This window comes from Bradyrhizobium sp. WSM2793 (assembly GCF_000379585.1).
GTDB lineage: Bacteria > Pseudomonadota > Alphaproteobacteria > Rhizobiales > Xanthobacteraceae > Bradyrhizobium.
Genome location: NZ_KB902781.1, coordinates 143781 through 167902 on the forward strand (window position 1 = coordinate 143781; position 24122 = coordinate 167902).

A 24122-nucleotide genomic window follows, 5' to 3' on the forward strand; every position below is an offset into this window, starting at 1 on the left:
CAAGGCGGGTCTCCCTTACCCTCCCCTGGAGGGGGAGGGTCGACCGCGCAGCGCGCGGGCGGGGTGGGGTGAAGCCACGAAGGCGGTCTCTCCTTCCTTCTAGAAAGAGCTCTCGCCCCCATCCGCAAGCACCGAATTCGCGGACAGTCTGTCACCCCACCCCGCTACGCATTCCGCTTCGCTGCATGCGTAGCGACCCTCCCCCTCCAGGGGAGGGTAAGACGACAGCGAACTGCAAGCTAGGTTCTGCGGTGCTTCAAGGGGGCGGCTTCCGCCTCGCGCGATCCATACAGCTCGACATAGATGCGCTCGAGCACTGCCGTCAGGTCGCTCCCGATCTCAGAATTCCAGAATCGGATGACTCGATAGCCTTCGTTCTCGAGCCAACCTTGACGCGCGAGATCGCGGGCAGCCGTATCGTCTTCATTGTGATGCCCGCCGTCGAGCTCGATGATGAGCCGCTTGGCCGGGCAGAAGAAATCGACCACGTACGGACCAATTGGCGCTTGCCGGCGGAAGTGCGAGCCGTCCATCGGAAGCTCCTTGAGGGCGCGCCACAGGATCCGTTCGTGCGGCGTGCTGTTCGCTCTCAACTTCTTCGCGGCGGCGCGTCGGATCGATGTTGAGACCATTTGCGTGGCTTCACCCCACCCCGCTCGCGCGTTTGCGCGAGCGACCACGGGCGAGCTACGCTCGTCCCGGACCCTCCAGGGGAGGGTAAGGGAAACGCGCCCGCGTTACAATTGCAAGTGGTGGACCGGCTACACCGCAGCCGTGGTCACGCCGCCGTCGATGACGATGGTCTGGCCGGTCATGAAGCTCGAGGCATCGGAAGCCAGATACGCCACTGCGCCGGCGATTTCGTCGGGTTCGCCGATGCGGCGCAGCGGCGTGGTGGCGGTGCGGCGCTTCAGCATGGCTTCGTCTTCCCACAGCGCGCGGGCGAAATCGGTTTTGACGAGGCCGGGCGCGATGCAGTTGACGCGGACGCCTTTCGGGCCCCACTCGCCGGCGAGCGAGCGGCAAAGCGCGAAATCGGCCGCTTTCGAGATACCGTAGGCGCCGATCACGGTGGAACCACGCAAGCCCCCGATCGAGGAGATGATGACGACGGAGCCGTTGCCACGCTCGGCCATTTGCGGAATCGCGAGCGCGGAGAGCCAGATGTTGCTCTTGACGTTGCTCCCCATGATTTTGTCGAAGGCCTCGTCGGTGATGTCGAGCAGCGGGCCGTAATAGGGATTCACTGCGGCATTGCAGACGAGGATGTCGATCTTGCCGTAATGCCTGGTCGCGCCCGCGATCAGCGCCTCGACCTCGGCCTTGCGCGCGATGTTGCAGGGGATGACGGTGGCATCGCCGCCGGAAGCGATGATGCCGTCGACGACCTCTCGGCAGGCGTCGGCTTTGCGTGAGGAAACCACGACCTTGGCGCCGAGTTTCGCCAGCAGTTCGGCGGAAGAGCGGCCGATGCCGCGGCTGGAGCCGGTGACCACGGCGACCTTGCCGGTGAGATCGAACGGGGTGTTCTTCATTGTTGTTGCCTCCGTTGATTGAACTTGCTCGGTGTCATCGTCCGGCTTGGCNGGGCGATCCAGTATTCCAGAGGCGGCGCGGCTTGAATCGAGAAGCCGCGGCGTACTGGATCCCCGCTTTCGCGGGGGATGACAGTCGTTGCTTGGCCTCAGATCAACCCGCCACCATCGGCGACGCGGCGCTGGTGGTAATCGGTGTCGCCGAACGAGTTCTCGATCATGGTGAGGCGCTTGAAGTAGTGGCCGATCTTCGCCTCCATGGTCATGCCGATGCCGCCGTGGAGCTGGATGGCCTGCTGTCCGACGAATTTCAGCGACTTGCCGATCTGCACCTTGGCCGCGGCGATGGCGTTGGAGCGCTCGTTGGCGTTCTCGAAATCGTTCGCCATGGTCGCGAACATCGACATCGAGCGCGCCTGCTCGGCCGCCACGAACATGTCGGACGCCCGGTGCTGCAGCGACTGGAATGAGCCGATCGCGACGCCGAACTGCTTTCGGGTCTTGATGTACTCGACCGTGGTCTTGAGCGATTCGTCCATCAGGCCGACCGCCTCGGCGCAGAGCGCGACGCGAGCTTCATCGACGACACGCTCGATCAGCGCCAGCGAATCCTCGGGATTGCCGAGCACGGCATCGGGGCCGATTTCGACACCGGTGAGCGTGATGTCGGCGGCGTGCAGGCCGTCCTGGGTCGGGTAGGACTTCCTGGTCACGCCCTTGGCACTCGCCGGCACCAGGAACACGCCGATGCCGTTTCTGTCGCGGCGCTCGCCCTTGGTGCGCGCGGTGACAATCAAGGTGTCGGCATTCTCGCCGTTGAGCACGACGAATTTTTCGCCGTCGATGACCCAGCCGTCGCCCTTCTTCTTCGCCGTGGTCGAGACGTCGAAGAGATCGTAACGCGAGTTCTTCTCGAGCTGGGCGAACGCCAGCGTCTTGCTGCCGTCGATGATCCCGGGCACGTGCGCGGCCTTCTGCGCGTCGGTGCCGGCATGGCGCAGGAAGCCGCCGCCGATCACGACCGTTGCCAGATACGGCTCGAGCACCAGCGCCTTGCCGAGCGCCTCCATCACGATCATGGTCTCGACGCCGCCGCCGCCGAAGCCGCCGTCGGCCTCGCTGAACGGCAGGCCGAGCAGGCCCTGCTCGGCAAGCTTGAGCCAGACGGTTTTGCTCCAGCCGCCCTTCTCCTTCATGTACTTCTTGCGCTGCTCGAAATCGTAGGAATCGGTCAGCAGGCCGTCGATGCTTTCCTTGAGAAGCCGCTGCTCCTCGTTCAGGTCAAAATCCATGTTTCTCTCCAAATCGGCGGGAATTGCCCTGCCGTCGCCTCACCCTCAGACGTCATCCCCGCGAAGGCGGGGATCCAGTAAACGCAGCCGCCTGCCGTACTCACGACCGCCGCGGCGTACTGGGTCCCCCGCCTTCGCGGGGGACGACACCGTCATTGTTGACTCACAGCCCCAGCACCGCCTTGGCGATGATGTTGCGCTGGATCTCGTTGGAGCCGCCGTAGATCGAGACCTTGCGGTTGTTGAAGTAGCTCGGCGCGATCTGGGCGGTCCAGTCCATGGCTTCGTTCGAGCCGTCGTCGCCATGCACGTCGTAGGGCGCGGCGAAGGGGCCGATCACTTCCATCAGCAGCTCGGTGGTGGTCTGCTGGATCTCGGAGCCCTTGATCTTCAGCACCGAGGAGGCCGGATTGGGCTTGCCCTTGCCGTGCTTGCCTTCGTCGGCGACGACGCGGAGCTGAGTGAGTTCCAGCGCCTTCAGCTCGATCTCGCAAGCCGCGAGCTTCTCGCGGAACGCGGCGTCCTGGATGATCGGCTTGCCGCCGGATTCGACCTTGCCGGCGAGATCGCGGATGCGGCGCAGCCGCTCCTTGGAGACGCCGACGCGGGCGATGCCGGTGCGCTCATTGCCGAGCAGGAATTTTGCGTAGTCCCAGCCCTTGTTCTCCTCGCCGATCAAATTCTCGTAGGGAACTTCGACGTCGTCGAAGAACACCTCGTTGACCTCGACGCCGCCGTCGATGGTCTGGATCGGGCGCACCGTGACGCCTTTCGACTTCATCGAGAACACGATGAAGGAGATGCCCATCTGCTTCTTGGCGCCGGGATCGGTGCGGCAGAGGCAGAAGATCATGTCGGCGTGCTGGGCGAGCGTGGTCCAGGTCTTCTGGCCGTTGATGATCCACTTGTCGCCCTTGCGCTCAGCCTTGGTCTTGAGCGAGGCAAGGTCGGAGCCGGAGCCCGGCTCGGAGAAGCCCTGGCACCACCAATCATCGACATTGGCAATGCGCGGCAGATATTGCTTCTTCTGCTCCTCGTTGCCGAAGGTGTAGATGACGGGGCCGACCATGCTGACGCCGAAGGCGAGCGGCTGCGGCGCCGGATAGGACTGCAGCTCCTCGTTGAAGATGTAGTGCTGCACGCTGGTCCAGCCGGTGCCGCCATATTGCTTGGGCCAGTGGCTGACGCCCCAGCCCTTCTTGTTGAGGATGCGCCACCACGTCACCATCTCGTCCTTGCTGAGGTGACGCCCCTCGACCATCTTGCGCCGCGTATCCGGCGGCACGTTGTCGCGGAAGAACTGCCGCACTTCCTCGCGAAACGCCTGCTCTTCTTTCGTGAATGCGAGATCCATCGGATCCTCCTGTGAATTACTGCAAAACCTCGAACAAGCCAGCCGCGCCCATGCCGCCGCCGACGCACATGGTGACCACCGCATATTTCGCCTTGCGGCGGCGGCCTTCGATCAAAGCGTGGCCGGTGAGGCGCGCGCCGGACATGCCGTAGGGATGGCCGACCGCGATCGCGCCGCCGTCGACGTTGATCTTGTCAGGGTCGATGCCGAGCTTGTCGCGGCAATACAGCACCTGCACCGCGAAGGCTTCGTTCAGCTCCCAGAGACCGATGTCGTCGACGGTGAGGCCATGGCGCTTAAGCAGGCGCGGCACGGCGAAAACCGGGCCGATGCCCATCTCGTCCGGCTCGCAGCCGGCGGAGACGAAGCCGCGGAAGATGCCGAGCGGCTTGAGGCCGCGCTTCGAGGCTTCCTTGTCGCTCATGATGACGGAGGCGCTGGCGCCGTCGGAGAGCTGACTGGCATTACCGGCGGTGATCGAAAAGCCCTCACCGCGCACGGGCTTGAGGCCGGCGAGGCCTTCGATCGTGGTCTCGGGGCGCGGACCTTCGTCCTGCGACAGCGTGACGTCCTTCATCGACACGGCGCCGGTCGCCTTGTCGGTGACCGCCATCTGCGTCGTGATCGGCGCGATCTCCTCCTTGAACTTGCCGCCCTGCTGGGCGGCCGCAGTGCGGCGCTGGCTCTCCAGCGAATACTCGTCCTGCTGCTCCCGCGAAATGCCGTAGCGTTTGGCGACGATCTCCGCGGTGTCGATCATGGGCATGTAGACCTCGCCCTTGATCTTGAGCAGCGCCGGGTCCTGGGCGTGGAAGCCGTTCATCTTGTCGTTCTGCACGAGGCTGATCGACTCGCCGCCGCCGCCGACCGCGATCTCGACGCCGTCGAAGATCACCGAGCGCGCGGCGAGCGCGATCGCCTGCAGGCCGGAGGCGCATTGCCGGTCGATCGTGGTGCCGGCGACGGTGACGGGAAGGCCGGCGCGCAGCAGCGCCTTGCGCGCGATGTTGCCGCCGGTCGCGCCCTGCTGCAGCGCCGCGCCCATCACGACGTCCTCGATCTCCTTCGGATCGACCTTGGCACGCGCGACGGCTTCGCCGATGGCGTGGCCGAGCAGGGTTGCGCCCTCGGTGGCATTGAGCGCGCCGCGATAGGCCTTGCCGATCGGGGTTCGGGCGGTGGAAACGATGACGGCGTCGGTCAAGAACGAGCTCCTGATGCGGTTTTAGTGGATTGTGACGGTTTCTGCTGCTGGCGCAATTCGTGGCGCGACAATTTTCCGACCGGCGTACGCGGCAGATCGTCGACGAACTCGACCTCGGCCGGCAATTCGTGCTTGCCGAGCTTGCCGGCGAGCTGCGCGCGCAGCTCGTCGAGCGTGAACGGCTTTGTGTCCGGCTTCAGCTTGATGAAAGCTTTGGCGGCCTCGCCGCGATACTGGTCTGGGATGCCGAGCACGACCACCTCGTGCACGCCAGGAATGGTGTAGATCGCCTGCTCGATCATCTGCGGATAAACGTTGAAGCCGCCGGAGATGATCATGTCCTTCTTGCGGTCGACCAGGAAGAAATAGCCGTCGGTGTCGACATAGCCGATGTCGCCGGTGAGGAAGCGGCCGTCGACGAAGGCGTCCGTGGATCCCTCCGGCTTGTTCCAGTAGCCCCTGGTGACGTTCGGGCCCTTGATGCGGATTTCCCCGACTTCGCCCGGCGCAAGCACGCGCTTGGGATCATCGAGAGCGACGACGTCGAGCTCGATGCCGGGCAGCATCAGGCCGATCGAGCCGGGCTTGTCCGGCCCCGTCGGCGGATGTCCGGTGCCGGGCGAGCAGGTCTCGGTCATGCCCCAGCCGCTGCGCAGCTTCTTGCCGACCTTGCGCTCGAAGAAGCTCGCGACCTCCACCGGCAGCGGCGCGCCGCCGGAGCCGATGGTGGCGAGCGAGGAGAAGTCGCGCTTGTCCAGATCCGGCAGCGCGGCGATCGCGATCCACATCGTCGGCACGCCCGGAAAATACGTCGCGCGCTTGACCTCGATGTCGCGCATGACGGCTTCGACGTCGAAGCGCTGATGCAGCGAGACCAGATTGCCGCGGCTGAGCGAGGACAGCAGCACCACGGTCAGCGCGTAGATGTGGAACAGCGGCAGCACGCAGATGACGCGCTCGATCGTCTCGTCGCGCGCGGCGCGCGCCGGCTTGCCCCAGACGTCGTAGATCGACACCGCCGAGGTGAGATTGCCGTGGGTGAGCATCGCACCCTTGGGCAGACCGGTGGTGCCGCCGGTATATTGCAGCAGCGCGACGTCGTCGGCCGTTACGACAGGCCACGCCGCCGGCGCGGTCGCGCCCTCAGTGAAGGCCTTGAAGGTGACGATGCGGGGATCATCCGGGATCGCCGCCTGCGGCGTGCCGATCTTGCCCCAATGATCGTCCTCGCAGACGACGAGACGGTCGATCAGCCCCTTCTCCAAAAACTTCAGCGCGGTCGGCAGCAGCGCCGCAAGGTTCGAGGTGACCAGCAGGCGCGAGCCGGAGTCCGAGATCTTGTGCGTCAGCGCGATCTCGCCGTCGAGCGGCGACAGATGCGCGAGGCGGGCGCCTGCCTTCAGCGCGCCGAAGAAATTGACGGGATGGTCCGGCGAGTTGCCCAGAAACAGCGCGATGGACGTTCCCTTGCCGTAGCCGGCGCGCAGAAACGCCGCCGCCGCACGCTCGGCCTGAGCTGCGAGCTGCGTGTATGTGATCGGGCGATCTCGAAATTCCAGAGCGGTGCGCGGGCCGTAATCGGCGGCAGCTTTCGACAGCAGGTCAGGCAGCGTGCCCTGGACGATGGTGTCGTCCCACCGCACGCCCTCGGGATAGAACTGTTCGCCGGGATGGGTCATTGGCGATCGATACTCTGCAAAACGGTAGTCGCCGGGTCGTGTGAGGTGGGCACCGGCGGACGGGCTCCCTTCCCCCTTGTGGGGAAGGGTTGGGAAAGGGGGTAGCCACAAATTCCGATCTCGCCCGGGGCCACCCCCCTCCCTGCCCCTCCCCCACAAGGGGGGAGGGAACGGAGAGAGCTTTGCCCGGAGCGCGACATCGCAGCAGCACCCAATCCGATCACGCCGCCTTTGACGCCGCCGCCAGCGACGCAAACGTCTTGCCTTCGGCCGCGAGCTTCTTCAGCAGCGGTGCGGGCTCGAGGCTCGGGTCGTTGGTCTCCTTGGCGTAGAAGGCCAGGCGATCGGCGATGTGCTTGAGACCGACGCTGTCGGCCCAGAACATCGGGCCGCCGCGATAGATCGGCCAGCCATAGCCATAGAGCCAGACCACGTCGATGTCGGAGGGACGCGCCGCGATGCCCTCTTCGAGGATCTTCGCGCCCTCGTTGATCATCGGATACATCATGCGCTCGAGGATCTCGTCGTCGCTGACGACGCGCTTCTTGCGGCCGAGACGGGCGAGCGTCTCGTCGATCAGCTTCTCGACCTCCGGATCGGGCAGCGCCGAGCGGCTGCCGGCTTCGTACTTGTAGTAGCCCTTGCCGGTCTTCTGGCCGAAGCGGCCGGCCTCGCACAGCGCGTCCGCGATCTCCGACTTGATGCCGCGGTCTTTCCGCGAGCGCCAGCCGATGTCGAGGCCGGCGAGGTCGCCCATCGCAAACGGCCCCATCGGCATGCCGAACTTCGTCACCACGGCGTCGACCTGCTGCGGCAGCGCGCCTTCGAACAGCAGCTTCTCGGACTGCTTGCCGCGCTGGGCGAGCATGCGGTTGCCGACGAAGCCGTCGCAGACGCCGACCACGGCCGGCACCTTCGCGATTTTTCGCGCGATAGTCACCGCAGTCACCAGCGCGTCCGGCGCGGTCTTGTCGGCGCGCACGATCTCGCACAGCTTCATGACGTTGGCCGGCGAGAAGAAGTGCATGCCGAGCACGTCCTGGGGACGCTTGGTCGACTTCGCGATCTCGTCGATGTTGAGATACGAGGTGTTGGAGGCGAGCACGGCGCCGGGCTTGGCGTATTGGTCGAGCTTGCCGAACACTTCCTTTTTCACCGCCATGGTCTCGAACACGGCTTCGATGACGAGGTCGGCATCGCCGACATTCTCGATGCCGACGACGCCGTTGATCAGCGCCATGCGCTTGGCGGGCGCGTCGGCCGGGATGCCGCCGCGCGCCGCGGTCGCTTCCCAGTTCTTCTGCATGATGCCCATGCCGCGCTTGAGCTGCTCCTCACCGGTCTCGATCAGGGTGACGGGAACGCCGGCATTGGCAAAGGACATCGCGATGCCGCCGCCCATGGTGCCGGCGCCGAGGATGGCGACACGGTTCACGGGACGCGATTTGGTGCCGTCAGGAACGCCCGCGATCTTGGCGGCTTCGCGCTCGGCGAAGAACGCATAACGCTGCGCCTTGGACTGATCGCTGGCGACGAGCTTCAGAAAACCCTCGCGTTCCTTCTTCAGGCCTTCGTCGAAGGGTAGGTCAATGGCGTAGCCCACGGCGTCGGCGGCGGCGAACGGCGCCTCCAGGCCGCGCGACTTCTTGGTCATGGCGGCGACCGCATTGGTGAAGATCGAGCGGTCTGCCTTGGCCGCCGCGATCTTGGAATCGTCGTCGCGCAGGCGCCGCAGCGGACGCTTCTCGGCCAGCAGCTTTCGCACGAAGGCTTCGCCGCCCGATGCCGGCCCCTCGATGATTTCCTCGATCAGGCCGTTCTTGAGCGCTTCCGCCGCACCAATGGGATCACCGCCGACGATCATCTTGACCGCGAGCTCGGGACCGACCGCGCGCGGCAGGCGCTGGGTGCCGCCGGCGCCGGGCAGAAGACCGAGCTTCACCTCGGGCAGGCCGAGCCTGGCCTCTTTCACCGCGACGCGGAAATGACAGGCGAGCGCGACCTCGAGGCCGCCGCCGAGCGCGGTACCGTGGATCGCGGCAACCACGGGCTTGGGCGAATTCTCGATCTCGGACAGCACGTCGTTGAGGGCGGGCGCCTTCGGCGGCTTGCCGAATTCGGTGATGTCGGCACCGGCAATGAAGGTGCGGCCGGCACAGGTCAGCACGATGCCCTTGATGGCGGGATCGGCAATCGCAGCCTTGATGCAGTCCAGGATGCCGCCGCGGACCGCGGCACTCAGCGCGTTGACCGGAGGGCTGTCGACCGTGACGATCCCGACTTCGTCATGACGCTCAAGCTTGACCACTTCGCTCACGGTGTTCCCTCCTTGGTGGGGATTTACTTTTGTTCGATTTCGCGCTGCGGAATTTAATTCCGCATCTTGACGGCAGGGTTATTTTGAAGCACGTGGCTTGTCAACGACTCCGCGCAAGAAGCAGATCAGGGATGAAGCGTACAGGAAAGAAGACTGCGACCGATCGGAATTTCGTCGTCGCGCTTTCCCGCGGACTGGACGTATTGCGCGCATTCCACCCCAATGACGGCCTTCTCGGCAATCAGGAGATTGCGGCTCGCACCAATCTGCCGAAGCCGACCGTGTCGCGGCTGACCTACACCTTGACCAAGCTGGGCTATCTTGCGCCGGTTCCCCGCTTCGAGAAGTATCAGCTCACACCCGCGGCGATGTCGCTCGGCTACGCCGCGCTCGCCAATCTCGGCGTTCGGCATTTGTCCGAGCCGTTCCGCGAGGAAGTGATGCGCGCGACGGGCGGTGCCGTCGCCGTCGGCGGCCGCGACCGTCACAGCATGATCTATTTCGGGCAAAGTCGCGGCAGCGAGACTGTCGGGGTTCAACTTGACGTCGGCTCTCGCGTGCCGATTGCAACCAGCGCGATGGGCCGCGCCTATTTCTGGGCGCTCGACGACGCGGACCGCGCAGACCTGTCCCGCCTCTTGCGCGAACATTACGGCAGCCGCTGGCCCAAGATGCGCGACGGGCTGGAACGTTCCGGCGAAACCGTCGCGAAATATGGTTTTGCGATCTCCGTGGGCGACTGGCACGACGACATCGGCGCCGCCGGCGTCGCACTCAGGCTCAACGACGGAACCGGTCCCTACGCATTCAATTGCGGCGCGCCCGCATTCCGCTTCACGGAAGAGCGTTTGATCAACGACATTGGACCGCGTCTCTTAGCGATGGTAAGGAACATCGAAGCGGCGCTCGGGGGTCTAATGCCGCATTCCAAAAAAGACGTCAGCAAAAAGCTGAAATCAGGAGGAAAAGTTGCGCGTGTGGCCGAGGGATTCAGATAGCCTTTGTCATCATCGGGAGCGGTTCACATCGCTCCTTCGCTCACTGAATGCCGTGAGCGAGACGAGATGACGCAGGCACAGCTCGCGCAGGGGACATCGCCCCTGCTCGCGGTTCGCGACGTCAGCGTCGTGTTCGGCGGCATCATCGCGCTCAACGGCGTGTCCTTCGACATGCACAAGGGCCAGATCCTCGGCTTGATCGGCCCCAACGGCGCCGGCAAGACCACGCTCTTCAACTGCCTGTCCCGGCTCTACCAGCCGTCATCCGGCGACATCCTGATGGAGGGTGCGAGCATCCTGACGCGGCCGCCGCACCGGATCGCCGAGATCGGCATCGGCCGCACCTTCCAGAACGTGGCGCTGTTTCCGAACCTCTCGGTGATGGACAACGTCCGCGTCGGCGCGCATTCGAGGACCTCCAGCGACATCATCAGCGACTCCCTGAAGCTTGCATGGGTTCGCCGCAGCGAAACCAGCGTCAACAAGAAGGTGCACGAGATCCTCGCCTATCTCGACCTCGAGGACGTCGCCCACACCGTGGTCTCCGGCCTGCCCTTCGGCACGCAGAAGCGCGTCGAGCTGGCCCGGGCACTGGCTGCCGATCCCAAGATCCTGCTGCTCGACGAGCCCGCCGGTGGCCTCAACCACGAAGAGGTCTACGTGCTCGGCGATCTCATCCGCAAGATCCGCGACGAGCGCCACATGACCGTGCTGCTGGTCGAGCATCACATGGGACTCGTGATGTCGATCGCCGACCACGTCGTCGCGCTGAATTTCGGCAAGAAGCTCGCGGAGGGCACGCCGGCCCAGGTGCAGGCGGACCCCGACGTCATCAAGGCCTATCTCGGGAGCAAGGACCAATGACGACATTGCTCAACGTCAAGGACCTGCGCGCCTATTACGGCCAGGTCCAGGCGCTCCATGGCCTGTCCTTCTCGCTCAACGAGGGCTCGCTGGTGACGCTGCTCGGGGCCAACGGCGCCGGCAAGACCACCACGCTGCGCGCCATCTGCAACATGGTGCGCTCCACCGGCGGCATCGAGTTCGACGGCAAGCCGTTGAACAACCGCTCCACCGAGAGCATCGTGCGGTTCGGCATCGCCCATGTGCCGCAGGGCCGCGGCACCTTCACCACCATGACGGTGGAGGAGAATCTCCAGCTCGGGGCCATCACCCGCAAGGACAGCGCCGGCATCGTCTCCGACATCGAGCGCATGTATGCGCATTTCCCGGTGCTGAAACAGCGCCACACCCAGCAGGCCGGCACGCTCTCCGGCGGCGAGCAGCAGATGCTCGCGGTCGCCCGCGCCCTGATGCTGCGGCCGCGGCTGATGCTGCTGGACGAGCCCTCCTTCGGCCTCGCGCCGCTGGTGGTGCGCGACCTGTTCGGCATCCTTGGCAAGATCAACCGCGAGGACAAGGTGTCGATCCTGGTGGTCGAGCAGAACGCCCAGCTCGCGCTGGAGCTCGCCGACCAAGCCTATGTGATCGAGACCGGCCGCATCGTGATGTCGGGCAACGCCAAGGACATCGCGAACAACGAAGAAATCCGCAAATCCTATCTGGGTTACTGAGGGAGCCGGGACAATGGAGCTGTTCACCAACCAGGTCCTGGCCGGCATTGCCACGGGCGCGATTTACGCCTGCATGGCGCTCGCCGTGGTCATGATCTACCAGGCCATCGACCATCTCAACTTCGCGCAGGGCGAGATGGCGATGTTCTCGACCTTCATCTCGTGGCAGCTGATGCAGTGGGGCGTGCCTTATTGGGCCGCCTTCGTGATCACGCTGGCCTTCTCCTTCGTCGCCGGCATCGCGATCGAGCGGATCCTGTTCAAGCCGCTGACAAAGGCGCCGGTTCTGACCAACGTCGCCGGCTTCATCGCGCTGTTCGCGATCATCAACTCCTCGGCCGGCCTGATCTGGGACTTCACCATCAAGCAATACCCGACCCCGTTCGGCTCCGCGCCGTTCCTCGGCAGCCAGCTGATCTCGACCCACCAGGCCGGCATGATCGGCGTCACCGTGCTGCTGCTGCTCGGCCTCTATTTCTTCTTCCAGTACACGCGGATCGGTCTTGCCATGCGCGCGGCCGCCTCCGTGCCTGAATCGGCCCGCCTCGTCGGCATCAACACCAGTTGGATGATTGCGCTCGGCTGGGGCATGGCGACCGCGATCGGCTCGATCGCCGGCATGCTGATCGCACCGGTCGTGTTCCTCGAGCCGAACATGATGGGCGGCGTGCTGATCTACGGCTTTGCCGCGGCGGTGCTCGGCGGCCTCTCCAGCCCGTTCGGCGCCGTGGTCGGCGGCTTCCTGGTCGGCGTCTTCGAGAACCTCGCCGGCACCTACATCCCCGGCGTCGGCAACGAGCTGAAACTCCCGATCGCGCTTGCGCTGATCATCTCCGTCCTGGTCGTCAAACCCGCTGGCCTGTTCGGCCGGCACATCGTCAAGCGAGTTTGATCATGAGCGCTGCAGAAGAAGTCGTTGCAGAAGGCCACCAGGCGGTCGAGGCGGTTCCGAAGCGGGCCATGACCTTGGGCACCGGCACCTCGCTGGTGGTGCTCGCGGCGCTTTTGATCGTGCCGATGTTCGTCAAGAACTTCGTCATCTTCCAGATGACGATGCTCCTGATCTACGGGCTCGCCGTGCTGGCGCTGAACATCCTGACCGGCGGCTCCGGCCAGTTCTCGCTCGGCCAGAGCGCCTTCTACGCCGTCGGCGCCTATACGTCGGCGGTGCTGATGGAGCACGCCAACATCAACTACGCGCTGACCATTCCGATCTCCGCCGTGGTCTGCTTCGGCTTCGGGTACTTGTTCGGCAAACCGGCGCTGCGGCTCTCGGGCGTCTATCTCGCGCTCGCGACCTTCGCACTCGCGACCGCGATGCCACAGCTGCTGAAGCTGAACTTCCTGGAACACTGGACCGGCGGTGTGCAGGGCCTCGTCGTCACCAAGCCGGACGCGCCGTTCGGCCTGCCGATGTCGCAGGACACGTGGCTGTACTACTTCACGCTCATCGTCACGATCGCGATCTACATCTTCTCGGTGAACCTGTTGCGCTCCCGCTCCGGCCGCGCCTTCATGGCGATCCGCGACAACGAGATCGCGGCCTCCTCGATGGGCGTCAACGTCGCGCTGTACAAGACGCTGGCGTTCGGGGTGTCGGCCGGCATCACCGGCGTTGCCGGCTCGCTTGGCGCCATCGCCGTGCAGTTCGTCGCGCCCGACAGCTACACCATCACGCTCGCGATCTCGCTGTTCCTCGGCATGGTCGTCGGCGGCGTCGGCTGGCTGCCCGGCTCGTTCGTCGGCGCGGCCTTCATCATCTTCGTGCCGAACATGGCGGAGAGCATCTCAAAAGGCCTCTCCGGCGCCGTGTTCGGCGTGCTCCTGTTCCTCGTCATCTACCTCGTGCCGCACGGCGCCAGGCAGATCGCGATCCTGGGCCAGCAATTCGCCGGCAAACTCAAGAAAAACTGAAGACTGTTGGACTAAAGAAGGAGATCGAATTGTATTTTGGAAGAACACTGCGAGCCGCCGCGCTGGTCACGGCAACGGCGGCCATTGCCCTCACCTCCGGCGCTGCACTGGCCCAAAAGAAATACGACACCGGCGCGTCCGATACCGAGATCAAGATCGGCAACATCATGCCGTACAGCGGTCCGGCGTCGGCCTATGGCATCATCGGCAAGACCGAAGAAGCCTATTTCAAGATGATCAACGACAAGGGCGGCATCAACGGCCGCAAGATCAACTTCGTCACCTATGACGACGGCTATTCACCGCCGAAGGCAGTCGAGCAGGTCCGCAAGCTGGTCGAGAGCGACGAGGTGCTGGCCGTGTTCAATCCGCTCGGCACGCCCTCGAACAGCGCGATCCAGAAGTACCTCAACGCCAAAAAGATCCCGCAGCTGTTCGTCGCCACCGGCGCCACCAAGTGGAACGATCCGAAGAACTTCCCCTGGACCATCGGCTGGCAGCCGTCCTACCAGAGCGAAGCCCAGATCTACGCGAAATGGCTGATGAAGGAGAAGCCCGACGCCAAGGTCGCGATCCTCTATCAGAACGACGATTTCGGCAAAGACTACCTCAAGGGCACCAAGGACGGTCTCGGCGCCAAGGGCGCGTCCATGATCATCATGGAAGAGAGCTATGAGGTGTCCGAGCCGTCGATCGACGGCCATATCGTCAAGATCAAGGCCGCCAATCCCGACGTGCTGCTGATCTATGCGACGCCCAAATTCGCGGCCCAGACCATCAAGAAGACGGCCGAGCTCAGCTGGAAGCCGCTCCAGATCCTCACCAACGTCTCGATCTCGGTCGGTAGCGTGATGAAGCCCGCCGGCTTCGAGAATGCACAGGGCGTGCTGTCGGCGGCCTATGCAAAGGACTCCACCGATCCGCAGTGGGCCAACGACCCCGGCATGAAAAAGTGGAACGAGTTCGTCGACAAGTACATGCCGGGGGCCGACAAGTCCGACACCAGCATGGTCTATGGCTACGGCGCGGCCTCGACCCTGGCCAAGGTCCTGGAGATGTGCGGTGACGATCTCACCCGCGCCAATCTCATGAAGCAGGCGGCTTCGCTGAAGGATTTTGCGCCGGATACGCTCCTGCCCGGCGTCAAGATCAACACCGGCGCTACCGACTTCGCCCCCATTGCGCAGCTGCAGATGCAGCGCTTCAAGGGTGAGAAGTGGGAACTGTTCGGCGAGATCATCAGCGGCGACGTCGCCTCCGAGTGACACGCTGACGCAATAGTCCGACCCTCGAGAAGCCCCCGCGAGCGATCGCGGGGGCTTTTTGTTGACGGCAGGCGCCAATCTTGTTCAATGCGGCGCCGATCCAACTCGGGGCAGGAGAACAATGTCCGCCGTTCGTTTTCAGGTTGCGGCCCTCTGGACCGCGCTCGCTTTGTGCACTGCGATGAGCAGCCCGGCACTGGCGCAGAAGAAGCACGACAGCGGCGCATCCGATACCGAGATCAGAATAGGCAACATCATGCCCTATAGCGGCCCGGCCTCGGCCTACGCCGCGATCGGCAAGGCCGAAGAAGCCTATTTCCGCAAGGTCAATGCCGAGGGCGGCATCAACGGGCGCAAGATCAAGTTCATCTCCTATGATGACGCCTATTCACCGCCGAAGACGGTGGAGCAGGCGCGCAAGCTGGTCGAGAGCGACGGGGTGCTGCTGATCTTCGGATCGCTCGGCACGTCCACCAACGGCGCCATCCGCAAATACATGAACGAGAAGAAGGTGCCGCAATTGTTCGTGGCGAGCGGCGCCTCGAAGTGGAACGATCCCAGGCAATATCCCTGGACCATGGGCTGGCAGCCGAGCTACGCGAGCGAGGCGCGCATCTACGCCAAATACATCATGAAAGAGAAGCCGGACGGAAAGATCGGCGTGCTCTACCAGAACGACGATTTCGGCAAGGACTATCTGAAGGGGCTAAAAGATGGCCTCGGGCCCAAGGCCTCGATGATCGTGCTGGAAGAGGCCTACGACACGTCGGAGCCCGCCATCGACGAGCACGTCGTGAAGCTGAAGGCTTCGGGCGCCGACGTTTTCATCAGCATCACCACGCCGAAATTCGCCGCGCAGGCGATCAAGAAGGCGGCGGAGATCAACTGGCATCCGGTCCACATCGTCTCCAATGTCTCGGCCTCCGTCGGCGGCGTGATCGAGCCGGCGGGCCTGGAGATCTCGCAAGGCCTGCTGTCGGCGAGCTACACCAAGGACGGCTCGGACCCGCAGTGGAGTGCCGACGATGGCATGAAGAAATTCTATAACTTCCTCGCGCAATATGATCCCAAGGCCAACAAGCTCGATGCCGGCGTCGTATTCGGCTATGCCGCCGCGCAGACCATGGTCAAAGTGCTGCAGATGTGCGGCGACGACCTCACCCGCGAGAACGTCATGAGGCAGGCAGCCTCCTTGAAGGATTTCGAGCCCGACACGCTGCTGCCCGGCATCAGGATCAACACCGCGCCGGACAATTTCGCGCCGATCGAGCAGCTGCAGATGATGCGCTTCAAGGGCCGGAAATGGGAGCTGTTCGGCGACATCATCTCCAGCGAGATGGGCCACTGAAGCGGCGCAACCCAAAATCGTTCACGGATTGGTTAAACAACCCAAGACAGCCGGACCTTCTCGCAGTCGCACACGAGGGCCGGCGGGCCCTGACTACTAAAGACGCAGCCCCTGCGACGCCGTCCCGGGGGCTTTCTGTTGAAGGCACGAGCCAAATCGTATTGAATTGCGGCAGCGTCGCCAAAAAAATCGAGACAAGAAAAGGGGCGCACACACATCAAGAAAATAGGGAGATAGGAATGCCCGCTGTCACCGGCAAGCTTGCAGCCGCATCACTGGCGCTTGCGCTCATTGCGGCCTCGGCCTCCACTGCATCGGCCCAGAAGAAATACGATACCGGCGCGACCGACACCGAGATCAAGATCGGCAACATCATGCCCTACAGCGGACCGGCCTCCGCCTACGGCATCATCGGGCGGACCGAAGCCGCCTATTTCAAGAAGATCAACGAAGAGGGCGGCATCAACGGCCGCAAGATCAATTTCGTCTCCTACGACGACGCCTATTCGCCGCCGAAGACGGTGGAGCAGGCACGCAAGCTGGTCGAGAGCGACGAGGTTCTGCTGATCTTCAATTCACTCGGCACGCCGCCGAACTCGGCCATTCAGAAATACATGAACTCAAAGAAGGTGCCGCAGCTGTTCGTCGCAACCGGCGCCACCAAATGGAACGATCCGCAGAACTTCCCCTGGACCATGGGCTGGCAGCCAAATTACCAGAGCGAGACGCAGATCTACGCGAAATACATCCTGAAGGAGATGCCGAATGCCAAGATCGGCGTGCTCTACCAGAACGACGATTACGGCAAGGACTACCTGAAGGGCCTGAAAGACGGGCTCGGCGCCAAGGCCGCGACCATGATCGTGCTGGAGGAAAGCTACGAGACCTCCGAGCCGACGATCGACAATCACATCGTGAAGATGAAGGCGACCGGCGCCGACGTCTTCATCAACATCACCACACCGAAGTTCGCGGCACAGGCGATCAAGAAGATCTCCGAAATCGGCTGGAAGCCGACCCACTTCCTCAACAACGTCTCGGCCTCGGTCGGCAGCGTGATCAAGCCCGCCGGCTTCGAGAACTCGCAGGACATCATTTCGGCCGCCTACCTGAAGGACGTGTCGGATCCTCAGTGGAAGGACGACGCCGGCATGAAGGCTTTCCTGGAGTTCATGACGAAATACTTCCCTGAAGGTGACAAGCTCGACGGCGGCACCATCGTCGGTTACGGCGTGGCGCAGACGCTGGTGGAAGTGCTGAAGAAGTGCGGCGACAATCTCACGCGCGAGAACGTCATGAAGCAGGCGGCGAGCCTGAAGGACTTCCGCACCGAGGTGCTGCTGCCCGGCATCAAGATCAACACCGGCGCGAACGACTTCGCACCGATCAGCTCGCTTCAGCTCATGAAGTTCAAGGGCGAGAAGTGGGATCTGTTCGGCGACGTCATCAGCGCTGACGCCGGCGGCTAGCCTCTAGCCGGATCGCAATGTTCAAAAGGGCCCTCCGCGAAATCATCGCGGAGGGCTTTTTGCTACGCGGCGATTATGATCACGCGATTGCATATTCGAATGATGACACAGCCGGCTTACGCTTTGGCCGCCGATGCGCTAGGCAGGGGGAACGGCGGCGTGTGCCGCCAGTTTGTTCCGTCTGCCGAAGGCCATCGTCATGACCGACCGCCGTCCCCTGCTCCGCGCGCTGTACGACGCCGCCGTTGCCGCCGCCCATCCCAATGTGGTGCTGGCGCCGCACCTGGGGCCCGCGCCGAAAGGACGCGTGATCTGCCTCGCCGCCGGCAAGGGCGCCGGCGCCATGGCCGCAGCGGCCGAACGGCATTATCTCGATACGCTCAAGCTGGCGCCGGAGCGGCTCGTCGGCATCGCCACCACGCGCCACGGCTACGGCGTGCCGACGCGCCGCATCCGCGTGGTCGAGGCCGGGCATCCCGTGCCGGATGAGGCTGGCCTCAAGGGCGCGGCCGACACGCTCGCGCTCGCAGGCGAGGCCGGGCCGGACGATCTGCTCCTGGTGCTGCTCACCGGCGGCGGCTCGGCGAACTGGATCGCGCCCAGCGACGGTATCAGCTTTGCGCAGAAGCAGGCGGTCAACAAGGCGCTGCTGCGCTCGGGCGCGCCGATCGGCGAGATGAACGTCGTGCGCAAACACCTGTCGCGGATCAAGGGCGGCCGTCTCGCACGCGCCGGCAAGAATGCCGCCAAGATCGTGACGCTCGCGATCTCGGACGTGCCGCATGACGATCCTTCCGCGATCGCCTCCGGTCCGACCGTGCCTGATCCGACCACGCTGGCCGATGCGCGCGCCATCGTCGCGAAATACAAGCTCGACATCGACGATGCCGTGCGCCGCGCGCTCGACGATCCCGCCAACGAAAGCTGCAAGCCCGGCGATGCCGCCTTCGCGCGCGCGCATTTCGAATTGATCGCGCGGCCCAAGCAGTCGCTCGACGCCGCGGTGAAGCTCGCGCGCGAATCCGGTTACGAGACCATCGACCTCGGCGCCGATCTCGAAGGCGAGGCACGCGAGGTCGCGGCCGCTCACGCCAGGCTGGCGCTGCAAGCGCGCGCGCAAGGCAAGCGCCTCGCGATTCTCTCCGGCGGCGAGCTCACGGTGACCGTGCGCGGCAATGGGCGCGGCGGGCCGAACCAGGAATACGCGCTGGCGCTTGCCGCCCTGCTCAAGGACGCGCCTGACATCTCGGCGCTGGCCGGCGACACCGACGGCGCCGACGGCGGCGCCGGCAACCCCACCGACCCCGCCGGCGCGCTGATCGACGCGACGACGTTCGCAAAGATGAAGGCGCAGGGGCTTCAGCCGCAAGCGTACCTGGACAACAACGACGCCACGACGTTCTTCGAGGCGACCGGCGACCTGCTGCTGCCGGGCCCGACGCTGACCAACGTGAACGACATCAGGGTGATTTTGGTGGATTGAGGCGCCTGCCCCAGCAACGGTGTCATTCCCCGCGAAAGCGGGGAATCCAGTACGCCGCGGCTTCTCGATTCCAGCCGTGCCGTCTCTGGAATACTGGATCGCCCGGTCAAGCCGGGCGATGACAGCCGAGTTCAGAACTCGCTCGCGACCTTCGCGAGCATCGCGATCAGGGCTTCGCGATTGGCCTGCCCGAGCAGCTCGTTCAGCCGGGCCTCGTGCTTGGTGGCGACCAGCTTCTTGGCGCGGGCCAGCACCGCCTTGCCCTTGTCGGTCAGCACCAGGATGTGCGAGCGGCGGTCGTTGGTGGAGCGAATCCGCGCGCAAAGGTCGCGGCTCTCGAGATTGTCGAGCATGGCCACGAAGTTCGGCCTGAGGATGCCGAGGGTGGAGGCGATCTCGGTCTGGTTACGGCCCGGATTCTTCTCGACCAGCAGCAGCACGGAAAACTGCGCCGGCGTGAGCTGGAGCGAGGCCATGCAGCGCAGGAAGTTCTCGAACACCTTGAGCTGCGCCCGCTTCAGCACATAGCCGAGCTGTTCCGAGAGCTCGCCGAGCTGGAGCGCTTCGCTAGCCCCCTGACCTTGCACCTCGGCCGCGTCCTTGCGGCCCTTGGCCGTGTCGGCAGGCTTTTCAGCGGACTTTTCAGCGGCTTTGGAAACGGTCATCGCCTCGTGCTCGTAATCCCGCTAAATTCGGGAGGGATCGTTCCCGCCCTTGATGTTATATTTGATAATTGTTATGGACCATATCAAATATCGCATGCGTTTTTCAATGGCTGTGAGCGGACCGTCCACCGCGATCGAGGGGACCGGTCCGTAATCTTAAGGGGGAGCGTCCGGTCTTGAATACCACCATCATGCTGTTCCTGGTGCAGGACGGCATCACCAATGGCGCGATCTATGCGCTGCTCGGCCTGGCGCTGGTGCTGGTGTTCGCCGTCACCCGCGTCATTCTCATTCCCCAGGGCGAATTCGTCACCTACGGCGCGTTGACCTATGCCTCGCTGGCCGCGGGCCAGATGCCGGGCACGGCCAAGCTCGCGCTGGCGCTCGGCATTGGCGCCTTCGCCTTCGACCTGTTCGTCGCGCGCAAGGCGCTGCACGGCCGCCTGATCGTGCGCAGCGCCCTCACCAATATCGTGCTGCCGGCCATCGTGCTGGCGCTGACGGTGTACTTCGCCGCGCAGAAGCCGCCGGTCGCAGTTTCAATCGCGCTGTCGCTGGTGATCGTGGCGATGATCGGCCTCTATCTCTACCGCGTCGCATTCCAGCCGCTGGCACACACCTCCGTGCTGGTGCTGCTGATCGCATCCGTGGGCGTCCATCTGGCACTGCAGGGCCTCGGCCTGCTGTTCTTCGGCGCCGAAGGCCAGCGCGGACCTGCCGTGCTGTCCGGCGCGTTCACCGCGGGCTCGCTGCGCTTCACCGGCCAGAGCCTCACCGTCTACGGCATCACCATCGCCTTCATCGTCGCCCTCTGGCTGTTCTTCGGCCTGACCCTCTACGGCAAGGCGCTGCGCGCGACCGCCGTGAACCGGCTAGGGGCGCGACTCGTCGGCATCCGCACCACGCTGTCGGGGCAGATCGCCTTTCTGCTGGCATCCGTCATCGGCGCGCTGTCGGGCATCATGATCGTGCCGATCACGACGCTCTACTATGACAGCGGCTTCCTGATCGGCCTGAAGGGCTTCGTCGCCGCGATCATCGGCGGCCTCGTCAGCTATCCCCTCACCGCCGCCGCGGCGCTGGTCGTCGGCCTCGTCGAGGCGTTCTCGTCCTTCTATGCCTCCAACTACAAGGAGGTGATCGTTTTCATGCTGCTGATCCCCGTGCTGCTGCTGCGCTCGCTCGCCGCGCCCGCTGTCGAAGAAGAGAAGGACTGAGGCTAAGATGCAGAGCCGCCTTCCCATCATCGTCTTCGCAGCCGTCATGGCCGTGATCCCGTTCGTCCCCGGCATGCCTCCGTTCTGGATCGTGCTGCTCGACAATATCGGCCTCGCCGCCCTCGTCGCGATGGGCCTCGTGCTGCTGACCGGCGTCGGCGGCCTGACCTCGTTCGGACAGGCAGCCTTCGTCGGCTTCGGCGCCTATACCACCGCAGTGCTGTCGACGGCCTACGGCCTGTCGCCCTGGCTGACGCTGCCGCTGTCGCTATTGGTCAGCGGATCGCTGGCAGTGCTGCTCGGGCTGATCACCGTCCGCCTGTCCGGCCATTATCTGCCGCTCGGCACGCTCGCCTGGGGGCTGGGGCTGTTCTATCTCTTCAGCAAGCTGGAGTTCCTCGGCCGTAACGACGGCATCTCGGCGATCCCGCCGCTGTCGATCGGCACGTTCAAGATGCTCTCGCCCGGCTCGATCTATTACGCGATCTGGGTCGCCGTGATCCTCTCGGCCCTGCTCACCATGAACCTGCTGGATTCCCGCACCGGCCGCGCCATCCGTGCGCTCCGGCGCGGCCATGTTGCCGCCGAGGCGTTCGGCGTGCACACGCCGCGCGCCAAGCTGCTGGTGTTCATCCATGCCGCCGTGCTCGCGGGCCTCTCGGGGTGGCTCTACGCCCATCTCCAGCGCGCGGTGAACCCGACGCCGTTCGGCGCACAGGCCGGCATCGAATATCTCTTCATCGCGGTGGTCGGCGGCGCCGGCTACGTCTGGGGCGGCGTGCTCGGCGCGGCGATCGTCGTGGTGCTGAAAGAGGTGCTGCAGAGCTATCTGCCGCTGATCCTGCCCGGCTCCGGACAGGTCGAGACCATCGTGTTCGGCATCATGCTGGTGGCGCTGTTGCAGCTCGCGCCCGGCGGCCTCTGGCCCTGGCTGATGTCCTTCCTGCCCGAGCGCACCGGTGGCAAGAAGCCCGACACTTCCTTGAAGCTCGAGCAGCGTCCCCGCGCGCCCGGCCACTCCAGCATCCTGCTCCAGGTCGACAAGGCGCGAAAACAGTTCGGCGGCGTGGTCGCGGTCAACAACGTCTCCTTCGACGTGCAGGCCCGTGAGATCGTCGCGCTGATCGGCCCGAACGGCGCCGGCAAGAGCACGACCTTCAACCTGATCACCGGCGTGCTGTCGGCCACGTCAGGCTCGGTCTCGGTGCTCGGCAAGAAAGTCGACAAGGCGCCGCCGCAGGAGATCGTCAAGCTCGGCATCAGCAGGACCTTCCAGCATGTGAAGCTGGTCCCTGACATGACCGTGCTGGAGAACGTCGCGATCGGCGCGCATCTGCGCGGCCATTCCGGCCCGATCGCCTCGATGCTGCGGCTCGACCGCGCCGACGAGGCCAAATTGCTCGCCGAGGCCGCCCGCCAGATCGAGCGTGTCGGCCTTGCCGACCAGATGCATCAGCTCGCAGGCAGCCTTTCGCTCGGCCAGCAGCGCATCGTCGAGATCGCCCGCGCGCTCTGCGTCGACCCGATGCTGCTGCTGCTCGACGAACCGGCCGCCGGCCTGCGCCACATGGAGAAGCAGCAGCTCGCCAAGCTGCTGCGTGACTTGCGCGATGGCGGCATGAGCGTCCTCCTGGTCGAGCACGACATGGGCTTCGTCATGAACCTCGCCGACCGCATCGTGGTGCTCGATTTCGGCACCAAGATCGCCGAGGGCACCCCCGCCACGATCAAGACCAATCCCGAAGTGATCAAGGCCTATCTCGGAGTGGCGGCATGAGCGCGCTGTTGTCCGTCACCGACGCCCATGTCGCCTATGGCAAGGTCGAGGCGGTGCGCTCGGTCTCGCTCGAGGTCGGCGCGAATGAGATCGTCACCATCGTCGGCGCCAACGGCGCCGGCAAGACCACGCTGCTGTCCGCCATCATGGGCATCCTGCCGCTGAAAGGCCGCGTCACCTTTGCCGGCCAGGATCTCGCCCGGCTCGACATCGAGGACCGCGTCGCGATGGGGCTTGGCCTCGTGCCGGAGCACCGCGAATTGTTCGTGACCATGAATGTCGAGGACAATCTCGAGCTAGGCGCCTTCCGCATCGAGAGGAGCAAGGCGAAGGCCTCGATGGAGCGCGTCTACACGCTGTTTCCGCGGCTGAAGGAGCGGCGCAAGCAGTTCGCCGGCACGCTCTCCGGCGGCGAGCAGCAGATGCTCGCGATGGGCCGCGCGCTGATGGGCGAGCCGAAGCTCCTCATGCTGGACGAGCCGAGCCTCGGCCTCGCGCCGATCATCGTCGCCGACATCTTCCGCATCGTCACCGAACTCCGCGCCAGCGGCGTCTCTGTGCTGCTGGTCGAGCAGAACGCCCAGGCCGCGCTGAAGATCGCGGACCAGGCCTATGTGATGGAGCTCGGCGAGTTCGTGCTCTCGGGCAAGGCCAGCGACATCGCCGCGAACGAGCGTGTCGCGGCGAGCTATCTCGGCTTCCAGCATGAAGGCGAGAGCGCGATCTGATTTTGCAGTGAGCCCCTCTTCCCTTCTCCCCTTGTGGGCCTGTTGCGTAATTCGCCAGTTGTGATTCCCTAGGGCAAAGCCTTGGAGGTATCGATGGCGGTGAAGCGGACAGGACAGCCGAGCTTTGTGGAAGCGCTGATGCCGAAGGGCGCCGGCGCCAATGCGGCGCTGGATCGGTTGGCTGGCCTGGTCAAGTGGTACCGGTTCGAGAAGCTGATCGGTCATTTGCGGGATGAAGGGAGCCCCGGTCGTCCAGGCTATCCGGTGCTTGTGCTGTTTCGCGCGGTACTGCTGCAGTCGCTC

At 64.5% G+C, this 24122-nt stretch carries 20 protein-coding genes and 1 pseudogene; 13 read left to right on the top strand and 8 right to left on the bottom strand.

Going from position 1 to position 24122, the window contains the following annotated elements:
- Positions 1-239: 239 nt before the first annotated feature.
- The 7 genes from A3AS_RS0117200 to A3AS_RS0117230 all read right to left on the bottom strand — a co-directional run bounded on the left by A3AS_RS0117200 (position 240) and on the right by A3AS_RS0117230 (position 9381).
- A complete protein-coding gene (locus tag A3AS_RS0117200) occupies positions 240-632 on the bottom strand; it encodes an endonuclease domain-containing protein (protein WP_018318815.1) in 393 nt (130 codons plus the stop codon).
- 129 nt (positions 633-761) lie between these two features.
- Positions 762-1535, bottom strand: coding sequence for an SDR family NAD(P)-dependent oxidoreductase (locus A3AS_RS0117205; protein ID WP_018318816.1), 774 nt, complete (start codon positions 1533-1535; stop codon positions 762-764).
- A gap of 149 nt (positions 1536-1684) precedes the next feature.
- Positions 1685-2827 (bottom strand): pimeloyl-CoA dehydrogenase small subunit, encoded by a 1143-nt coding sequence (gene pimD, locus A3AS_RS0117210; RefSeq protein WP_018318817.1) that lies wholly within the window; start codon positions 2825-2827, stop codon positions 1685-1687.
- A 163-nt stretch (positions 2828-2990) separates the two neighbouring features.
- Positions 2991-4181 (bottom strand): pimeloyl-CoA dehydrogenase large subunit, encoded by a 1191-nt coding sequence (pimC, locus tag A3AS_RS0117215; protein ID WP_018318818.1) that lies wholly within the window; start codon positions 4179-4181, stop codon positions 2991-2993.
- A 16-nt stretch (positions 4182-4197) separates the two neighbouring features.
- Positions 4198-5385, bottom strand: a complete 1188-nt coding sequence (locus tag A3AS_RS0117220; protein ID WP_018318819.1) for an acetyl-CoA C-acyltransferase — start codon at positions 5383-5385, stop codon at positions 4198-4200.
- The gene (gene pimA, locus A3AS_RS0117225; protein WP_018318820.1) at positions 5382-7064 is read right to left on the bottom strand and encodes a dicarboxylate--CoA ligase PimA; all 1683 of its coding nucleotides are present in this window, start codon (positions 7062-7064) and stop codon (positions 5382-5384) included. Before pimA ends, A3AS_RS0117220 begins: the two co-directional genes overlap by 4 nt.
- Positions 7065-7284: 220 nt before the next feature.
- Positions 7285-9381, bottom strand: a complete 2097-nt coding sequence (locus A3AS_RS0117230) for a 3-hydroxyacyl-CoA dehydrogenase NAD-binding domain-containing protein (protein ID WP_018318821.1) — start codon at positions 9379-9381, stop codon at positions 7285-7287.
- A 131-nt stretch (positions 9382-9512) separates the two neighbouring features.
- On the opposite strand from A3AS_RS0117230, the gene A3AS_RS0117235 reads away from it, so the two are divergent.
- The 9 genes from A3AS_RS0117235 to A3AS_RS0117275 all read left to right on the top strand — a co-directional run bounded on the left by A3AS_RS0117235 (position 9513) and on the right by A3AS_RS0117275 (position 19432).
- Positions 9513-10379, top strand: a complete 867-nt coding sequence (locus A3AS_RS0117235; protein WP_026202076.1) for an IclR family transcriptional regulator — start codon at positions 9513-9515, stop codon at positions 10377-10379.
- 66 nt (positions 10380-10445) lie between these two features.
- Entirely contained in the window at positions 10446-11243 is a 798-nt protein-coding gene (locus A3AS_RS0117240) for an ABC transporter ATP-binding protein (protein ID WP_018318823.1), read from the top strand.
- A complete protein-coding gene (locus A3AS_RS0117245; RefSeq protein ID WP_018318824.1) occupies positions 11240-11953 on the top strand; it encodes an ABC transporter ATP-binding protein in 714 nt (237 codons plus the stop codon). Before A3AS_RS0117240 ends, A3AS_RS0117245 begins: the two co-directional genes overlap by 4 nt.
- Positions 11954-11966: 13 nt before the next feature.
- Positions 11967-12845: a branched-chain amino acid ABC transporter permease gene (locus A3AS_RS0117250; RefSeq protein WP_018318825.1), complete on the top strand. Its 879-nt coding sequence runs from the start codon at positions 11967-11969 to the stop codon at positions 12843-12845.
- A 2-nt stretch (positions 12846-12847) separates the two neighbouring features.
- The gene (locus A3AS_RS0117255) at positions 12848-13867 is read left to right on the top strand and encodes a branched-chain amino acid ABC transporter permease (RefSeq protein WP_026202077.1); all 1020 of its coding nucleotides are present in this window, start codon (positions 12848-12850) and stop codon (positions 13865-13867) included.
- Between the two features lie 29 nt (positions 13868-13896).
- Entirely contained in the window at positions 13897-15132 is a 1236-nt protein-coding gene (locus A3AS_RS0117260; RefSeq protein ID WP_018318827.1) for an ABC transporter substrate-binding protein, read from the top strand.
- A 121-nt stretch (positions 15133-15253) separates the two neighbouring features.
- A complete protein-coding gene (locus A3AS_RS0117265; RefSeq protein ID WP_018318828.1) occupies positions 15254-16480 on the top strand; it encodes an ABC transporter substrate-binding protein in 1227 nt (408 codons plus the stop codon).
- Positions 16481-16719: 239 nt separating this feature from the next.
- On the top strand, positions 16720-17949 hold the full coding sequence (locus A3AS_RS0117270; RefSeq protein WP_018318829.1) for an ABC transporter substrate-binding protein: 1230 nt from the start codon (positions 16720-16722) through the stop codon (positions 17947-17949).
- A gap of 199 nt (positions 17950-18148) precedes the next feature.
- Positions 18149-19432 (top strand): glycerate kinase, encoded by a 1284-nt coding sequence (locus A3AS_RS0117275; RefSeq protein WP_026202078.1) that lies wholly within the window; start codon positions 18149-18151, stop codon positions 19430-19432.
- A gap of 131 nt (positions 19433-19563) precedes the next feature.
- Here A3AS_RS0117275 and A3AS_RS0117280 read toward each other — a convergent pair whose 3' ends face one another.
- Entirely contained in the window at positions 19564-20097 is a 534-nt protein-coding gene (locus tag A3AS_RS0117280; RefSeq protein WP_018318831.1) for a MarR family winged helix-turn-helix transcriptional regulator, read from the bottom strand.
- Positions 20098-20273: 176 nt separating this feature from the next.
- On the opposite strand from A3AS_RS0117280, the gene A3AS_RS0117285 reads away from it, so the two are divergent.
- From A3AS_RS0117285 to A3AS_RS0117300, 4 genes and pseudogenes are all read left to right on the top strand, one after another.
- Positions 20274-21314, top strand: coding sequence for a branched-chain amino acid ABC transporter permease (locus A3AS_RS0117285; RefSeq protein WP_018318832.1), 1041 nt, complete (start codon positions 20274-20276; stop codon positions 21312-21314).
- A 7-nt stretch (positions 21315-21321) separates the two neighbouring features.
- The gene (locus A3AS_RS0117290; protein ID WP_018318833.1) at positions 21322-23091 is read left to right on the top strand and encodes an ATP-binding cassette domain-containing protein; all 1770 of its coding nucleotides are present in this window, start codon (positions 21322-21324) and stop codon (positions 23089-23091) included.
- Positions 23088-23819: an ABC transporter ATP-binding protein gene (locus tag A3AS_RS0117295; RefSeq protein WP_018318834.1), complete on the top strand. Its 732-nt coding sequence runs from the start codon at positions 23088-23090 to the stop codon at positions 23817-23819. Before A3AS_RS0117290 ends, A3AS_RS0117295 begins: the two co-directional genes overlap by 4 nt.
- 93 nt (positions 23820-23912) lie before the next feature.
- Positions 23913-24122 (top strand): annotated as a pseudogene (locus tag A3AS_RS0117300) (IS5/IS1182 family transposase); the annotation flags it as partial.